Source organism: Streptomyces sp. NBC_00670 (genome assembly GCF_036226765.1).
Lineage (GTDB): Bacteria > Actinomycetota > Actinomycetes > Streptomycetales > Streptomycetaceae > Streptomyces.
The window spans coordinates 7,545,610-7,560,751 of record NZ_CP109017.1 but is presented as its reverse complement, the minus strand read 5'-3'; the positions used below and the strand labels follow the sequence as shown (position 1 = coordinate 7,560,751).

General features: G+C 69.4%; 12 protein-coding genes and 1 pseudogene. 7 read left to right on the top strand and 6 right to left on the bottom strand.

The annotated features are described in order from the left end of the window. Positions 1 to 9: 9 nt before the first annotated feature. Entirely contained in the window at positions 10 to 1,245 is a 1,236-nt protein-coding gene (locus tag OIE12_RS33355; protein WP_329130346.1) for an IS701 family transposase, read from the top strand. Between the two features lie 139 nt (positions 1,246 to 1,384). On the opposite strand, the gene OIE12_RS33350 is transcribed toward OIE12_RS33355, so the two are convergent. Further along, positions 1,385 to 2,247, bottom strand: a protein-coding gene (locus tag OIE12_RS33350) for an IS5 family transposase (RefSeq protein ID WP_443054085.1) whose coding sequence is annotated in 2 segments (ribosomal slippage) — positions 1,385 to 1,890 and positions 1,890 to 2,247 — 864 coding nt in all. Because the reading frame shifts where the segments join, the coding sequence is not laid out codon by codon here. A gap of 1,054 nt (positions 2,248 to 3,301) precedes the next feature. On the opposite strand from OIE12_RS33350, the gene OIE12_RS33345 reads away from it, so the two are divergent. Together OIE12_RS33345 and OIE12_RS33340 are read left to right on the top strand one after the other, a co-directional pair. Next, complete coding sequence (locus OIE12_RS33345) at positions 3,302 to 4,138, top strand: alpha/beta fold hydrolase (RefSeq protein ID WP_329141683.1); 837 nt, start codon at positions 3,302 to 3,304, stop codon at positions 4,136 to 4,138. A 131-nt stretch (positions 4,139 to 4,269) separates the two neighbouring features. Beyond that, a complete protein-coding gene (locus tag OIE12_RS33340; RefSeq protein WP_329141682.1) occupies positions 4,270 to 4,992 on the top strand; it encodes a type 1 glutamine amidotransferase domain-containing protein in 723 nt (240 codons plus the stop codon). A gap of 705 nt (positions 4,993 to 5,697) precedes the next feature. Here the strand turns inward: OIE12_RS33340 and OIE12_RS33335 are convergent. Further along, a complete protein-coding gene (locus OIE12_RS33335; protein ID WP_329141681.1) occupies positions 5,698 to 6,288 on the bottom strand; it encodes a TetR/AcrR family transcriptional regulator in 591 nt (196 codons plus the stop codon). Between the two features lie 238 nt (positions 6,289 to 6,526). Between OIE12_RS33335 and OIE12_RS33330 the strand changes: the two genes are divergently transcribed. From OIE12_RS33330 to OIE12_RS33320, 3 genes are all read left to right on the top strand, one after another. After that, entirely contained in the window at positions 6,527 to 7,171 is a 645-nt protein-coding gene (locus OIE12_RS33330) for an isochorismatase family protein (protein WP_329141680.1), read from the top strand. Between the two features lie 116 nt (positions 7,172 to 7,287). Further along, the gene (locus OIE12_RS33325) at positions 7,288 to 7,782 is read left to right on the top strand and encodes a DUF1579 family protein (RefSeq protein WP_329141679.1); all 495 of its coding nucleotides are present in this window, start codon (positions 7,288 to 7,290) and stop codon (positions 7,780 to 7,782) included. 584 nt (positions 7,783 to 8,366) lie between these two features. Next, positions 8,367 to 11,003, top strand: coding sequence for an alpha-L-rhamnosidase-related protein (locus OIE12_RS33320; RefSeq protein WP_329141678.1), 2,637 nt, complete (start codon positions 8,367 to 8,369; stop codon positions 11,001 to 11,003). Between the two features lie 13 nt (positions 11,004 to 11,016). On the opposite strand, the pseudogene OIE12_RS33315 reads toward OIE12_RS33320, so the two are convergent. The 3 genes and pseudogenes from OIE12_RS33315 to OIE12_RS33305 all read right to left on the bottom strand — a co-directional run. Beyond that, positions 11,017 to 11,432: pseudogene (locus OIE12_RS33315) on the bottom strand (LysR substrate-binding domain-containing protein); the annotation flags it as partial. Positions 11,433 to 11,772: 340 nt separating this feature from the next. After that, on the bottom strand, positions 11,773 to 12,522 hold the full coding sequence (locus OIE12_RS33310; RefSeq protein WP_329141677.1) for an SDR family oxidoreductase: 750 nt from the start codon (positions 12,520 to 12,522) through the stop codon (positions 11,773 to 11,775). Between the two features lie 219 nt (positions 12,523 to 12,741). Continuing rightward, positions 12,742 to 13,494: an SDR family NAD(P)-dependent oxidoreductase gene (locus tag OIE12_RS33305; RefSeq protein ID WP_329142383.1), complete on the bottom strand. Its 753-nt coding sequence runs from the start codon at positions 13,492 to 13,494 to the stop codon at positions 12,742 to 12,744. Between the two features lie 141 nt (positions 13,495 to 13,635). On the opposite strand from OIE12_RS33305, the gene OIE12_RS33300 reads away from it, so the two are divergent. Then, positions 13,636 to 14,238 (top strand): TetR/AcrR family transcriptional regulator, encoded by a 603-nt coding sequence (locus OIE12_RS33300; RefSeq protein ID WP_329141676.1) that lies wholly within the window; start codon positions 13,636 to 13,638, stop codon positions 14,236 to 14,238. A gap of 281 nt (positions 14,239 to 14,519) precedes the next feature. Here OIE12_RS33300 and OIE12_RS33295 read toward each other — a convergent pair whose 3' ends face one another. Beyond that, positions 14,520 to 15,107 (bottom strand): TetR/AcrR family transcriptional regulator, encoded by a 588-nt coding sequence (locus OIE12_RS33295; RefSeq protein ID WP_329141675.1) that lies wholly within the window; start codon positions 15,105 to 15,107, stop codon positions 14,520 to 14,522. Positions 15,108 to 15,142 lie beyond the last annotated feature (35 nt).

The window sequence follows — 15,142 nt, the reverse complement described above, 5'->3', positions numbered from 1 at the left end:
CCTCCCAGGATGAGGCTGGGGGAGGTGGAACGGCTCCGGGGCGAGTTGGCGGGGTTCGTTGCCGATGTGTTCGGGTCGTTGCCGCGCCGGGATCAGCGGCGGTGGGGCGAGTGTTATCTGCGGGGCCTGATGCTCGACGGCCGGCGCAAGTCGGTCCAGCCGATGGCCGAGCGGCTGCCGGACGGGAACATGCAGGCCCTGCAGCAGTTCGTGAACCAGTCGCCGTGGGATCCGCTGCCAGTCAGGCAGCGGATCGCTGAGCGGCTGTCCGAGGTGATCACTCCTGAGGTGTGGGTGATCGACGACGTGTCGTTCCCCAAGTGCGGCAAGGCGTCGGCCGGGGTGGCCCGCCAATACTGCGGAGCGGTCGGCAAACGCGCGAACTGCCAGGTCGCGGTCAGCGTCCATGCCGCCACCGACACCGCGTCCTGCCCGCTGAACTGGGAGTTGTATCTGCCGCGCGAGTGGACGGACGAACCGGACCGCTGCCGCCGGGCCGGAGTCCCCGACGACGTCGTCCACCAGGAGAAGTGGCGTCTCGCGCTCGGCCTGCTCGACAGCCTGACCGACTGGCGGTTGAAGGCGCCGGTCGTGGTCGCCGACGCCGGCTACGGCGTCAGCACCCCCTTCCGCCTCGGCCTCGAGAAGCGAGGACTGTCCTACGTCCTCGCGCTGACCGGCAAGGAAGTCGCCCACCCGGAGGAGGTCGAGCCGCACCAGCCCGTCTACGGCGGGCTCGGACCGCCGACCCTGCCCCGCTACCGCACCCCACCCCGAGCCGTTTCCGCCCTTGCGGCGCGGGCCAGTGCCAGCCGGTTCACCGAGGTGACCTGGAGGCAGGGCAGCAAAGGCGCGATGACCTCACGGTTCGCGGTGCTGACAGTGCGGCCCGCGGGCAAGCAATGCCTGGCCGCTGCCCAGGAGGCGGGCGGCGGCCGCAACCACTGGAACGGAGTCCTGCCCTCCCAGACCCTGCTGGTCGAATGGCCGGACGGCCAGGACGCTCCGACCGGCTACTGGATATCAAACCTGCCCGCCACCACCCCGGTCGCTGACCTGGTGCGGTGGGCGAAGATGCGCTGGCGCATCGAGCACGACTACCGCGAGCTCAAGCACGGACTCGGGCTGGACCACTTCGAAGGCCGCGCCTGGCGCGGCTGGCACCACCACGTCACCCTCGTCACCGCCGCCCAGGCCTTCCTCACCCTCCGGCGGCTCGACCCAAAAGCCCACATGCCGGCCTGACCCTCTACCAGGTCCTCGATGTCCTCCAGGACCTGCTGAGGTGCTGGACCGGCACCTGCACCACCTGCGGTCGACCACTCACCACACGCAGAATCAGACCCAGAACCTAACGAAGCACTACTAGGCAGTTTCGTTTGGATCACCGCGTTGACCAGAGGAAGATGCCCGCGATGTGGAGTCCGGCGAGGTAGATGGTCGCGGTCTTCTCGTAGCGAGTGGCGATACCACGCCACTGCTTCAGACGGTTGATGCACCGCTCGACGGTGTTGCGCTGCTTGTAGGTCTCACGGTCGAAGGCCGGTGGCCTGCCGCCGCGGCTGCCCCGACGTAGCCGGTGTCCGCGCTGGTCTGCGGGGACGGGGATCACTGCCCGGATGCCGCGTCGGCGCAGGTGGTCGCGGATCGCGCGGGAGGAGTACGCCTTGTCGGCCAGGACCAGGTCCGGCCTGGTGCGAGGCCGGCCTCGCGGGCGGGGAACGCGCAGGCGGGCCATGACCTCGGTGAAGGCGGGTGCGTCACCGGCCTGGCCTGCGGTGAGAACGAAAGCCAGCGGCCGGCAGCGGCCGTCGGCCGCGAGGTGGATCTTCGTGGTCAGTCCGCCGCGGGACCGGCCGATGGCGTGGTCGTCCGGCTCCCCGGCCGGGGCCCCTTTTTGCGGGCCCCGGCAGCGTGCTGGTGAGCCCGCACGATGGTGGAGTCCACCGACACGGCCCAGCTGACATCCTCGTCCGTGTCGGCCTGGGCCACCAGGGCAGTGAACACCCGCTCCCACGTGCCGTCCACGGCCCACATCCGCAGCCGGTTGTAGACGCCCCGCCAGTTGCCGTACTTCTCCGGCAGGTGCACCCACTGCGTGCCGGTCTGGAACTTGAAGGCGATCGCATCGATCACCTCACGATGGTCACGCCAGCGGCCACCCCGCTTCGGCGTCCGGTCCGGGAGCAACGGCTCGATCCGCGCCCACTGCGCATCAGTCAACGGCACACCCGGACCAACGACCAACTGATCCAAACGAAACTGCCTAACCCAAAACACACCACCATCGACACCGGACCCACTCAGCAACGACACATCAGCACCGCACACACTCACCATTCCCACCCCCAACGACGTCGGCGAACACGACATACCCGACCCCTTCGAAGGAAGCAGCAATCCGGCCCACACCCCCAACACACCCAAACCGGTAACCATCCCCGACACAGGCCACCCCGCCCCCCTGGAACAACCCACGGACGTTCTCCACCCCCCCCTGAACTCCACACCCCCACAGCACGAACACCCCCCCCCGACACGACCCCACCCCACTCAACTGCACACCACAACCACCTCCTCACGAGCGACAACGGCCGCTGCGGGCACCATGAAACGGCCCTGCTGCACGAGAGCGGCAGCCGCGGCGAGTCCTTCAACGGCCCGGCGGATCCACACCCGGGCCCACCGAACGAGAAAGCCCCCCGTACTGCGCCGCGTCCGGATCGGCATAGTGACCACCCGGTCAGGACACACTCTCTGCAAGGTCCACCAGATCGGACAGCGAGCCGGATCCGGCGCAATCCAGAACGGCACCAACCCCCACCCGGTACATGAGCAGCGACCCGTCCGGTACATGAGCGGCAACCGCCGGTTGCATGAGCGGCAACCCGTCCGGCCAACGCCGGGCCGTAGCCCGTCACCATCGCCCTCAGCCCCGCGACGAACACACAGGGCGCCGGCCGTCGTACCCGGTACGCGCGCGCTGCGGGCCACCGTGGGCCGAACAGCGATCGTGCCGACGCCGTCGGGACTGCACCCTCGGTCAGCAAAGCCATGCCGGCAGCTGTCGATACGGGCGCACCCGGCCGTCCGGCCGGTGACACCTGGCACTGGCCACGAGCGTGCATTGCGCCACTGCGTGCCCTACACGACCCCGCCGCGCGGATCACGGCCTGCCGCCTTGGGCCGTCGGTGAGGTGATCGGCGGGCCTGTCGGATCGACGCACGATTGACGGCCAAGTAGACCAGTCGTATAGTTCCGGGTGTCGGAACGCGCAACATACTTCGGAGGTCGGACGTCATGGGACGTATCAAGGTCGGCACGGAGAACAGCACGGACATCGAGGTGCATTACGAGGACCTGGGTTCGGGCCAGCCCGTGGTGCTGATCCACGGTTATCCGCTGGACGGGGCCTCGTGGGAGGGGCAGACGTCGGCGCTGCTGGAGGCCGGCTACCGGGTCATCACCTATGACCGGCGGGGGTTCGGCAAGTCCAGCCGACCCTCGACGGGTTACGACTACGACACCTTCGCCGCGGACCTGAACGCCGTGCTGGAGACGCTGGATCTGCGTGAGGCGGCGCTGGTCGGGTTCTCCATGGGCACCGGTGAAGTGGCCCGCTACCTCGCCTCCTACGGTTCGGGCCGCATCGCCAAGGCGGTGTTCCTGGCCTCCCTGGAACCGTTCCTGGAGATCACCGACGACAACCCCGACGGCGCCGCGCCCGCCTCCTTCTTCCAGGGCGTCTCCGAAGCGGTCAAGAAGGACCGGTACGCCTTCTTCTCCGACTTCTACAACGACTTCTTCAACCTCGACGAGAACCTGGGCACCCGCGTCAGCGAGGGAGCGGTCCGCAACGCCTGGAACGTCGCCGCCGGAGCGGGGGCCATCGCCTCGGCCACCGCCCCCCTCACCTGGCCCACCGACTTCCGCGCCGACATCCCCAAGATCGACGTTCCGACTCTGATCGTCCACGGCACCGCCGACCGCACCCTGCCCATCGACGCCACCGGCCGGCGCTTCGCCAAGGCCCTGCCCACCGCGCAGTACACCGAGATCGACGGCGCCCCCCACGGACTGATCATCACCCACACCACCGAGGTCAACGGAGTCCTGCTGGCCTTCCTCGCCCAGTAAGCCGCACCCCTGCCCGGCCGCCCGCACCCGCGGGCGCAGGCCGCGCCCCGCGTCCTCGCGCCACGCCTCACCCCCCGCGCCACCCGCCCCGCTACGGGCGACCGGCCCACTGATCCACAGGAGCAGTCATCATGAAGGTCCTCATCGTCCTCACCTCGCACGACAAGCTCGGCGACACCGGCCGCACGACCGGCTTCTGGCTGGAGGAACTCGCCGCCCCCTACTACCGGTTCAAGGAAGCCGGCTGGGACATCACCCTCGCCTCCCCGAAGGGCGGCCAACCGCCCCTGGACCCCAAGAGCAACGAACCCGCCAACCAGACCGACCAGACCCGCCGCTTCGAAACCGACCCCGAGGCCACCCGCGCCCTGGCCACCACCGTCCGACTGGACTCCGTCACCGCCGACGACTACGACACCGTCTTCTACCCCGGAGGCCACGGCCCCCTGTGGGACCTGGCCGAGGACACCGACTCCGCCCGCCTGATCGAGACCACCCTGCGCTCCGGCAAGCCCCTGGCCCTGGTCTGCCACGCCCCCGGCGTCCTGCGCCACACCATCAACGAGGACGGCACCCCCCTGGTGCAGGGCAGGAAGGTCACCGGCTTCACCAACTCCGAGGAAGACGGCGTCGCCCTTACCGACATCGTCCCCTTCCTCGTCGAGGACGAACTCAAAAAGCTCGGAGGCATCTACTCCACAACCAGCGACTGGCAGCCCTACGTCGTCCAGGACGGCCTGCTCATCACCGGCCAGAACCCCGCCTCCTCCGGCCCGGCAGCCGACGCCCTCATCACACTCACCACTGCTCAAACCACAACCGTCGCCGAGAAGAGCCCGTCCGCCTCCGCGTGAAGGATCCCCTCCGCACCTCCGGCCCGCCAGGCTGACACCCGGCGGGCCGGAGACGCTCCGCACGACAGGTCCCGGACCGACTCCTCACCCCACGGCACACCTCCTCCTCGGCCGGCGGAAAGAAGCGCCCTCACGCCTCCCCACCAAAAGCCGCGCCACCCCTTAAGCACCTTGCACAACGCCCGCCACAGTGAAGTCCCCGAAGGCCGTCGCCACGACACGGCCACCAAACGGTTCATCGACACCAAAGACCCCTATCGGACCAGCCCACCAGACAAGCCGACTCAGCGCCGCACAGTCCGAACACGGGTCCGCCACCCTGCATCACGCTCCCTCCCCGTCTCCCGTATCCGCTTGTTCTCCTCGCTCATCTCCCGCCGCAGCCGCTCCAGTCCGGCGCGCTCGGCCTCGCGCATCCGCCCTTCGGCGCGGGCTCGGCCGACCGGACGACTCCAACCGGTTGCGCCGCCACCGCGACGCCCGGCTGTGGAGCGTCCCGGAGTGGACACCGAGCTCCTCGGCGACCTCCGGATCGGCCTGCCCGTCTCAACTACGGGGTCGTCGCCCTCAGTACGCAGCCGTTCCAGCCGCGTCACGGGGTCGTCGCCGGCCAGGTGCGAAGCGTCGCGGACCGGGTCGCCGTCCATCCCGACAGGAACGGTCCCAGGTCTCACCTGCCGGTCCACGGGGGGCGGCGCGTCCCCGTCAGTCGAGGAGGATGCCGCGCAGCCGGGGAACGAGGTGCCGTACGAGTGCCTCGTCCGACATCGCGGCCAGGGGGCCGCTGCCCAGGACGTAACGGGCGAAGGTCACACCGATCAGGTAGGCGCCGACCGATCCGACGCGCTCCTCCAGATCCGGTCCCGGAATGACGTGCCGGTACATCTCCAGGCTCTCCTCCTGCATCGCCGTGAACAGCCGCTCGGCGGCTTCCTCTCCAGAGGCGACCGACCGGATCAGGGCGAGGAAGGGGTCGTTCCCGCCCGACGCGGACATGCGGCGGACATAGGAGCGTGCAACGCGCGTGGGCAGTGCGGCGGGGTCACCGGCGATCTCCGCCATGAGGTTCTGGGAACTGGGGACCGCGGCGAGGAACAACTGCTCCTTGGATCCGAAGTGACGGATCACCAGACCGTGCGTGACTCCTGCCCGGCGCGCGATCTCGCGGATGGTCGTCTTCGCGTAACCGCGTTCGGCGAACGCGGAGCGCGCCGCTTGGAGGATGGCCGCCCGGCGCACCTCGGGCTCTCGCCTCCGCTTTCCGTCCGGGGAGCCGTCCGGGGGAAGTGCAGTCATACGGCAAGTGTACACATGGTCATCAATGCCGAGAGCGCGACGGACTACTGGTGCCGTATCGGCGGTATGGGACAAGTCGCGACCAGCACTTTCGACAGGAAGAGTCCGAAGAGAGCACGTCCATCAAGTAACCAAGTGGACACTAAGGACCCAACTGATCTATGGTCTTGGTGACCAAGCGGTTACTGAAGACCGCTTCGGTCGCCACCTGCAGGCACCCGCGGAAGGAAGCACCGTCATGGCAGTGCCCGAGCCCCTCAGCCCGGACAACACCACCGTCGTCCTGGTCGACTACGCCATCGGTTTTGCCAATCTCATCGGCTCGCACGACCTCAGGGAACACATCAACAACGCCGTGGGTCTGGCCAAGACGGCCAAGTGGTATGGGAGCGGGCTCGTCGTCACCAACGGCGAGCCGACCAAGCCGTCCGGCCCTCTCTACCCCGAACTGCTGGACGCCATCGGCGACGAGCCGGTCATCGAACGCGCCGTCGACTTCAACTCGTTCCTCGACGCCCCCTTCGCGGAGGCGGTCCGGGCCACGGGCCGGCCCAACCTGGTCATCGGCGGCATCGCGACGGACGGCTGTGTGCTGCAGACCGTGCTCGGCGGCCTGCGCGAGGGCTACCACGTCCATGTCGCGGTGGACGCCTGTGCCAGCCCTTCCGCGGAAGCCCACCACGCCGCGCTGCAGCGCATGACCGGGGCAGGGGCAGTGCCGGTGACGTGGTTCTCCCTGGCCGCCGAATTCCAGCTCCAGCCGAGGTTCCATGACGCCCCGCACCGCATGCGTCTGATGCAGGAGCACGTGCCGTCCATGTCCATGGGCGCCCGCTCCTTCTTCCACGCCTTCGACCTGGGCAAGAAGAGCGCCTCCGCCTGACATCCCGCACATCCCGCACATCCCGCACAGAGGACTGGAGCACGACAGTGAATGTGAGTCGCAGGGGTTTCTGCATAGCCGCGGGCACTCTGGCGGCGACAGCGGGCGGAGGCGGGGTGGCGTTCGGCGACGGGACCGCCGTGACCTCGCAGCCTGTTTCCCGACTGGCCGAGCTTTCCTTCTTCGACGGTGCCTGGCTCGGGACCGGCACCTTCTTCTTCACCGCGTCCGGCCGACCGAAGCCGATCGTCATGGACATCCGGAACAGCACCGGCTACGAAGGCAACTGGGTCATTACGCACACGCGGGAGCGGCGAACCGCCGACAATCCCGATCCGCTCGAAGCGACCTACTTCTGGGGGTACGACCCGGCTCGTGACGTGTTCGTCGCCGAGTGGTTCGACAGCGTCGGGGGCAGGGCCACGCAGCAGTCGTCCGGCTGGGACGGTGACCGGCTCGTCTTCACCGGCACCATGACGAGCAGCGGAAACAGCTTCACCCTCCGGGACACGTTCACCAGACGCGGCCACAGCCGTTACCACCACATCGGCGAGGCCGACTTCGGCACGGGGTGGACGACCGTCGACGAGGAAGAGGTCCGCCGGCGCTGAGACCGGCAGCGGCCGGAAAGCGAGGACGGGGACCGGACACTACTCCTCGTTCCGGACCGCACGAGTGCCCAGTCCGAGGAGCACGGGCGTCCCGTCAGAGGTGAAGGAGCTGCCGGGTCACGGTCATGACGACGTCGAACGGTGCGAGTTGGCGATTGGTCTTGGCCATGACGCTCCCCCGAGCCACATGCCATTGAGCACCTGAGTCGCGTCACCCGGCTCGCCGTCGACTGTGATCGATCCGTCCACCAGTCCGGCGACGAGGCTGCGTTCGATGGCTCGACGACGGCGCTGGCGCCTTCCCTCATCACCAGCCGCATCGACTCCGACGAGTCGGCGACCTCGGCACCGAGTGCGACCGGGAGGCACTTGCCCTGGCCTTTCGAGTGGCTTTCCGTCCGAGAAGAACGTAGACCAGTCGGCTAGAGATCGCCAAGCGGACCGGTCGAATCCTGGAACACCCTCCACCCCGCCGGGCGAAGAACTGCGGTTCACGGTATGTACGGGAAAGACGTGCCTGGGATACCTTCTTGCCGCACACCTCGGTTGAATCGTTTCATTTCGATCCAGAGAGACAAGGTGTCATGTCGTCGAGCCGCAGGACCTCCCAGCCGCACCCGCAGACCGCTCCCAGCCGTCGAACCGTCATCGCGGCGGGGGCCACGCTGACGGCACTCACCGCCGCGGGGCTTCCCTTGGCTGCGTCTTCCCCCGCTGCTGCCGCCCCCTCAGCGGGCTCGCCCGCGGTGGTCCCCCGCGGAGCGGCGTCCTGGCACCGTTACGTTCAGGGCCCGTCGGGCCGTACCATCCGCCCCGTCCGCGTCATCGCTTCCACCGGCGCCGTACGCCGGCCCGAGGCCCTGCTCGAGCGCGGCGGCGAGGTCACCGTCCTGGAACGCCCCCAACCCGTCGCGCCGCCGCGCTGGCCCCAGGGCACCACGGCGGCGGCGTCCTCCTCGCACGCCGGCAACCTGGGCAATGACGGCAACCCTCGCACGTACGAAGCGGGCAACGCCGTCGACGGTGACCTCGACAGCTTCTGGAACGACGACACGTTGGGCGCCTTCCCGGACACGCTCACCCTGACTGTGCCCGCCGTCCAGCAGTTGTCGGGCATCACCGTGCTCTCCAACAGCGACGGCGTGCCCACCGATTTCACCGTCGACATCCGGCAGGGCGACGCCTGGCACACCGTCGCCGCGGTGTCGGGCAATGACGCCGTGCAGCGAGCCGTGCCCTTCTCCGCACCCGTCTCGACGACTCAGGTCCGCATCACGGTCACCAACGTGCAGGACACGCCCCGCGGGGCGTTCACCCGTATCAACGAGGTGTGGCCCGCCGCCGTGGAAGCGCCCGAACTCCCCAGTGTCACGGTGGACTTCGGCAAGGTCGTCGTGGGCTTCCCCCGCATCCGGTTCGCCTCCGCCTCGGACAACTCCCCCGGTGTCCGCCTCGCGTTCTCGGAGACGCGGCAGTTCCTGACCGACCGGTCCGACTTCACCCGGTCCGATCAGGCGGGCGGCGCCGGCCAGGGCACCGACCAGTTCGCCGTCCCCGCGGGCGGGACCACCTGGACGGACCGCAAGGGCTTCCTTCGTGACGGCAAGGTGTTCGCCGACGGACTGCACGGTTTCCGCTACCTCAAGATCACGCTCGACGCGCTGGCCACCGACGCCCCAGTCGCCCAGCCCTGGGGCACCGTGCGGATCGAATCGGTGGACCTCGACTTCACCGGCTACATAGGGACGCCCAGCACCTACCGCGGCTGGTTCCTGTGCTCCGACGACGACCTCAACCGCTACTGGTACGGCGCGTCGTACACCAATGAGCTGGTCACCGACACCTTCCGCCAGGACGACGTGGATCCCCGCAACGCGTGGACCTCCTCCCTGGAAGGCAAGCTGGTGCTGCACGACGGAGCCAAGCGCGACCGCGACCCCTATGTCGGTGACCTCGCCGTCTCCGCCCGCACCCTCTACCTCACCCACGACGACACCGCGGCAGCCGCCCGCAACGTCCTGGCCGACCTCGCCGACCACCAGCGAGCCGACGGCTGGATACCGCCCGCCTCCATCTCCTCCTACGACCTGCCCCTGTTCGACTATCCCCTGTGGTGGGTGACGTGCAGTTGGGACTACGTCCTCTATACCGGCGACCGCTCCTACGCGACCCGGTACTACCCCCACCTGGGGAAGGTGCTGGACACCTGGTACCCGAGCGTCACCGACTCGGCGGGGCTGCTGAGCAAGGGCCTGGGCGACACCGGTCGTTACGGTGACTACGCCTTCCTCGACCGCACCGGCCGGATCACCTACTACAACGCGCTGTACGTCCAGGCTCTCCAGGACAGTGCGGCACTGGCCCGTTGGCTGGGACACGAGGCGGACGCCGAGCGGTGGGCCGAGCGCGCCCGGAATGTCGCCGCCGCGGTGAACACCCACTTGTGGGACGACTCCGCCGGAGCCTACCTCGACTCGTCCACCGGAGCGGCCCGTCACGCCCAGGACGGCAACTCCCTCGCCATCGTCTCCGGTGTCGCCGGCACCGAGCGCGCGGCCGCGGCACTCGACCACCTCGATGCCACCACACGGCTGCCGTACGGCAACGCCTTCATGGACAACGACACCCTCTTCGATGGCGCCTCCCAGCGCGTCTACGCCTTCACCTCCTACCCCGAGATCGTGGCCCGCTTCGAGAGCGGACGCGCGTCCTCGGCGCTGGACCAGATCCGGCGCACCTACGGCTGGATGGACAGCCATGACCCCGGCACCACCCACTGGGAAGGCATCGGCCCCGGCGGTTCCCTCTACGAGGGTGCTTACACGAGCATGGCGCACGGGTGGTCCACGGGCGTGCTGCCGGCCCTGACGCACCAGCTCCTGGGCGCCCGTCCGACGTCGCCCGGCTACACCGGCTGGGAGGTCAGGCCCCACCCCGGCGACGTGGCCTGGGCACAGGGCCAACTGCCCACTCCGGCAGGTCCGCTGGCCGTCGACTGGACGAACACGACGAAGTCGTTCACCCTGACCGTCGAGGCACCTCGCGGCACCCGGGGCACGGTCTCCTTGCCGGTCGGCTCCGCACTCGCGGTGGTACGGCAGGAGGGACACGTCGTATGGGACGGCCGGCGCGCACGGGCCGGCCGGGTGACCAAGGACGGCGACCGTGTCTCCGTCTCCGGGCTGGGACCGGGCCATCACCGCTTCACGGTCACACGGTAGCCGCACACGCCGGTCACAGTTGTGCGGCGGTGCGGACCATGCCGCGAGGGCGAGGAGCGGCTGTGCGCGGGCCAGGCGACGTGCGTGACGACAGGGGGCGCGTCGGTCGGGGGAACCGCGGCGTGTTCGGCCCACAGCCAGGCGCGGGCGGATTCGGGGAAGACGGCCACGCTGCGGCCGAGGGCGACCAGTTGGGCCAGCTGCGGCTGATCGTGGATCTCGGGTCCCGGACCGGGTGGACAGGTACCGTCGTGGGCCCAGTGGGCGAGCGGAAGGCCGGGGATGTCGCTGACGTCGGCGAGTGACAGTGTCCTGCGCGCGGCGAGAGGGTGGCCGGCCGGCAGGACGGCGACCTGCCCCGGTCAGTTCCTCGCTGTCGAACCCGGCGAGGGAGTTGAACGGCCTGTGCGTGAGCGCCACGTCGGCGCGTCTTGTGCTCGGAGTCGCCTTGGGCCAGCACGTCGCAGCCGACCGTGACCGGGCCCGCCGCCGGGTGGTCGATCGTCTTGTGGTCCTCGCGGTGCGTGGCCACCTCGGATTCGTCCTTGCGGCGGGGCCCGGACCGGTAGATCCTCACCTCGTGACGCGAACCCAACTCACCAGCCGGGAAGGGGAGTTCCGCGGACCCTGTCCGATCTGACGCGAAGACACTCGGACCACCAATTGATCACTACTCCGATACGCGCCCCGGAGGACCCGAGGATCGCCGGCATCGGCCAGGAACGTGTCCACGCTCCTGGCCGAGTACCACCGAAGACGCGGGGCGACGCTAGTAGGCGAGTTCTCCGATGCCGCCGTCGACACGCAGCACGGTGCCGGCGGTGTAGGCAGACTCGTCCGAGGCGAGATAGACGGCTGCCTTCGCCAGTTCGGTGGGCGTTCCCAGGCGGTGGAGCGGCACGGTCCGTCGCAGCTCCTCATACAGGGCCGCCTGGCGCTCCGGGCCGAGCGGCGCGAACGCGTTGGTGACGGTCGGCCCCGGGCTCAGCCCGTTGACGCGCACGCCCCGGTTCCTCAGCTCGTGGGTCAGGCCGCGGGCGTAGGACAGCAGGCCCGCCTTGGCGGCACCGTAGACCGTCGCGTTCTCGTGTCCGACGAAGGCGGAGACCGAACCGACGAGGATGACCGAGGACTGCTGCGAGAAGAGCGGCAGCAGCTCCTTGATCAGGAAGAACGGCGCCTTGAGGTTGGTGGCGAGGAGATTGTCGAATGCCTCCTCGGTCCATTCCTCGATCGGGAGATGGGTGAGGTCGGCGGCGTTGCTCATCAGGATGTCGAGCTTGGGCCATTGCGTGTGCAGCCTCGCCGCGAGCGTCGCCTGGGCGGGTACGTCACCGGCGTCGCTGACCAGGGTCAGCAGTGGCCCGCTCAGCTGCCGGGCGGCCGCATCCAGCCTGCCCTGGAAGCGGCCGGTGATCGCGACGGTGGCTCCCTCCGCCAGGAACTCGCGGGCTGTTTCGAGGCCGATGCCGCTCGTGCCTCCGGTGATGAGTGCGTGCTTGCCGTCAAGGCGTCCCATGTGAGGCCTTTTCTCGTGCGGCGCCGATGAGGCGCGTGGTGCGCAACTGATGACGGGGTGTGCCCGTCGGTGCAGCGCGTTGTTGGATGGCTGTTCGGTGAGCTGTCGGTGGGTTGTCCGGGGCTGTCGGTGAGCTGTCGGTGGGTTGTCCGGGGCTGTCGGTGAGCTGTCGGTGGGTTGTCCGGGGCTGTTCGGTGGGCGCTTCCAGCCGGTCGGGGCTCAGATGGCGGTCCGACCGCCGTCGGCGGCCACGGTCGCCCCAGTCATGTAACTGGCGCGGTCGCCGGCGAGAAAGGCGATCACCTGTGCCACCTCGGTCGGGTCGGAGGTGCGCTGGAGCGCGGTGGTCAGGCCCATCCCGCCCATGTCCTCCCCCATGGCCGCGACCACCTTCGCGGTGCGCATCGGGCCCGGGGCGACGGTGTTGACCCGTACGTTCGCGGAGGCGAATTCTGCCGCCCAGGTGCGGGTCAGCGATTCGAGAGCGGCTTTGGTGGCGCCGTAGACGGCCATGCCCGGCATGCCGAGACCGGCCGCGGTGGAGCTGACGTTGACGATGCTGCCGCCGCCCGCGGCGGCCATCTTCGGCGCGAGGAGCGCGGTGAGCAGGAACGCCGCCCGCACGTTCACCGCGAAGGCGGCGTCATAGCCCGCCAGGTCCTGCTCAGTGGTCGGGCTGAACGTCATGACGCTCGCATTGTTGATCAGGATGTTCGCCGCTGCGGCGTCCTCGGCCAGCCGTCGCACGGCCTCGGTGTCGGCGAGGTCGGCGGCGACGAAACGCACCGTCCCGGCAGCGGAGCCGCCGGCGGCCGTCCGGATGTCCTCCACGGCCTCGGCGCCGCGTTGCGGATCAGCGCCGGTGAGGATCACGTCGGCGCCCTGGGCGGCCAGGAGCCTGGCCGTCGCATGTCCCAACCCGCCGATCGCGCCGGAGCCGGTGACCAGGGCCGTCCTGCCTGCCAGTTCCACTTCTTCCGCTGTCATCGCTTCACCCTCCGGACCGATGGCGTACTCCATCGGCACCTGACTTTTATGTGGCCGTTCAAGAAGTAACAGGGGTGAAGCTACGACTTCTTGAACGGAGCGTCAAGAAGTCATAGGATCAGGGTCGTGGCACGAACCGGACGCCCCCGCGAGTTCGACAAGGACAAGACGCTGGAGCGCGCACTCGAACTGTTCTGGTCCCGGGGATACGGGACGACATCCATCCAGGACCTGGTCGACGCCCTGACTGTCGAACGAGGCAGCCTCTACGGCGCGTTCGGGGACAAGCGCCGCTTCTACCTCGAGGCCGTCCGGCTCTACTGGGATGTGTACGAGCGGCGCCTGACCGCCGCGCTCGACACCACTCCCCTCCTGCCGGGACTCCGCCAGATGCTGACCCACCCAGCGCGCCTGGACGAGTTCATCTCCGACGTCGGCACACCGCACGGCTGCCTGGTCGGCAACACGACCGCCGAACTCGTGCCGCACGACGGCGACGCCACGGACATCGTCACCCGCTCCTACCGCCGCTTCACGGCCATCGTCACCGAGGCACTGCGCCGGGCGCAGGCCGCCGGGGAAGTCACCGACAGCGCCACCCCCGAGGCCCAGGCCCAGCTCCTGCTGTACCTCGTCCAGGGCCTCTCACTCGTCTCGCGGGCAGGGCTCGACAAGGAGGCCGCCCTGGCCGCGGTCGACGCCGCCATCGAGGGTCTGCGAGCCCGCTGAGACGGATCACATCCCCGCGCGGCTCGCCGGTCGCGGGGGCGCGCGCGGCTGACCGGCACGGCATGCACGGGCTCTCGCCTGCGTCCTTGGCCCGGCCGCCGATTCACCCGGCGCGGGCCGGTTCGACGGCGGCCGCCCCGTTGTCGGCCACCGTCGAACCGACAGTTCCTCCCCCGCCCGCGTCCACCGAGGTCGGGCCTCGCTTCACCGCACCGAGGCTACGGACGCAACGCCGAGCGCCGCTCTGCCCGACACTCACCAGCGTCCGACCAGCCTGCCGGTCAGGACTGCCGACCCATTCCGGCGATCATGGTGACGAGCGTGTCGATGAGGTCTTCGGCGTCCACCTCGCCCCACTTGTCGTTGGGCAGCTGGCCGCTCACTTCCATGCCGGCGACACCGTTCGCGGTGCTGATGAGCAGGGCGGCGTACCGGCGGGCGTGCTGCTCGCCGACCAGGTCGGCGACGATGGCCAGGAACTCGGCCTGACTGCGCTCGGCGGCCCGGGCCAGGGCGGTGGGGTCGCCGGACGGATTGCTGAACATCAGCTTGTACAGATGCGGCCGGGTGCGGCCGATGTCGATGAGCGCGAGGACCCCGCTGCGCAGTTTCTCCCCGGCCGACCGGCCCGGGTCGGCGCGCAGCTCCTGCATGAAATCGCCGAGTCGCTCCCACGCCTGCGTGCCGATCGCCACCAGCAGGCTCTCCTTGTCGGGGAAGTGCCGGTAGGGCGCCCCGCGGGTGACTCCGGCCTCGGCGCCGACCGCGCGGAGGGTCACCGCGTCGAGGCCGCCGCCATCGAGCAGGGCGGCTGCGGCGTCGAGGAGGGCGCGGCGGGTGGCGGCGGCCGATTCGGTGCGGCTGATCATGACGGTCATCCTAGCGAGCCGGTGATGACACCGTC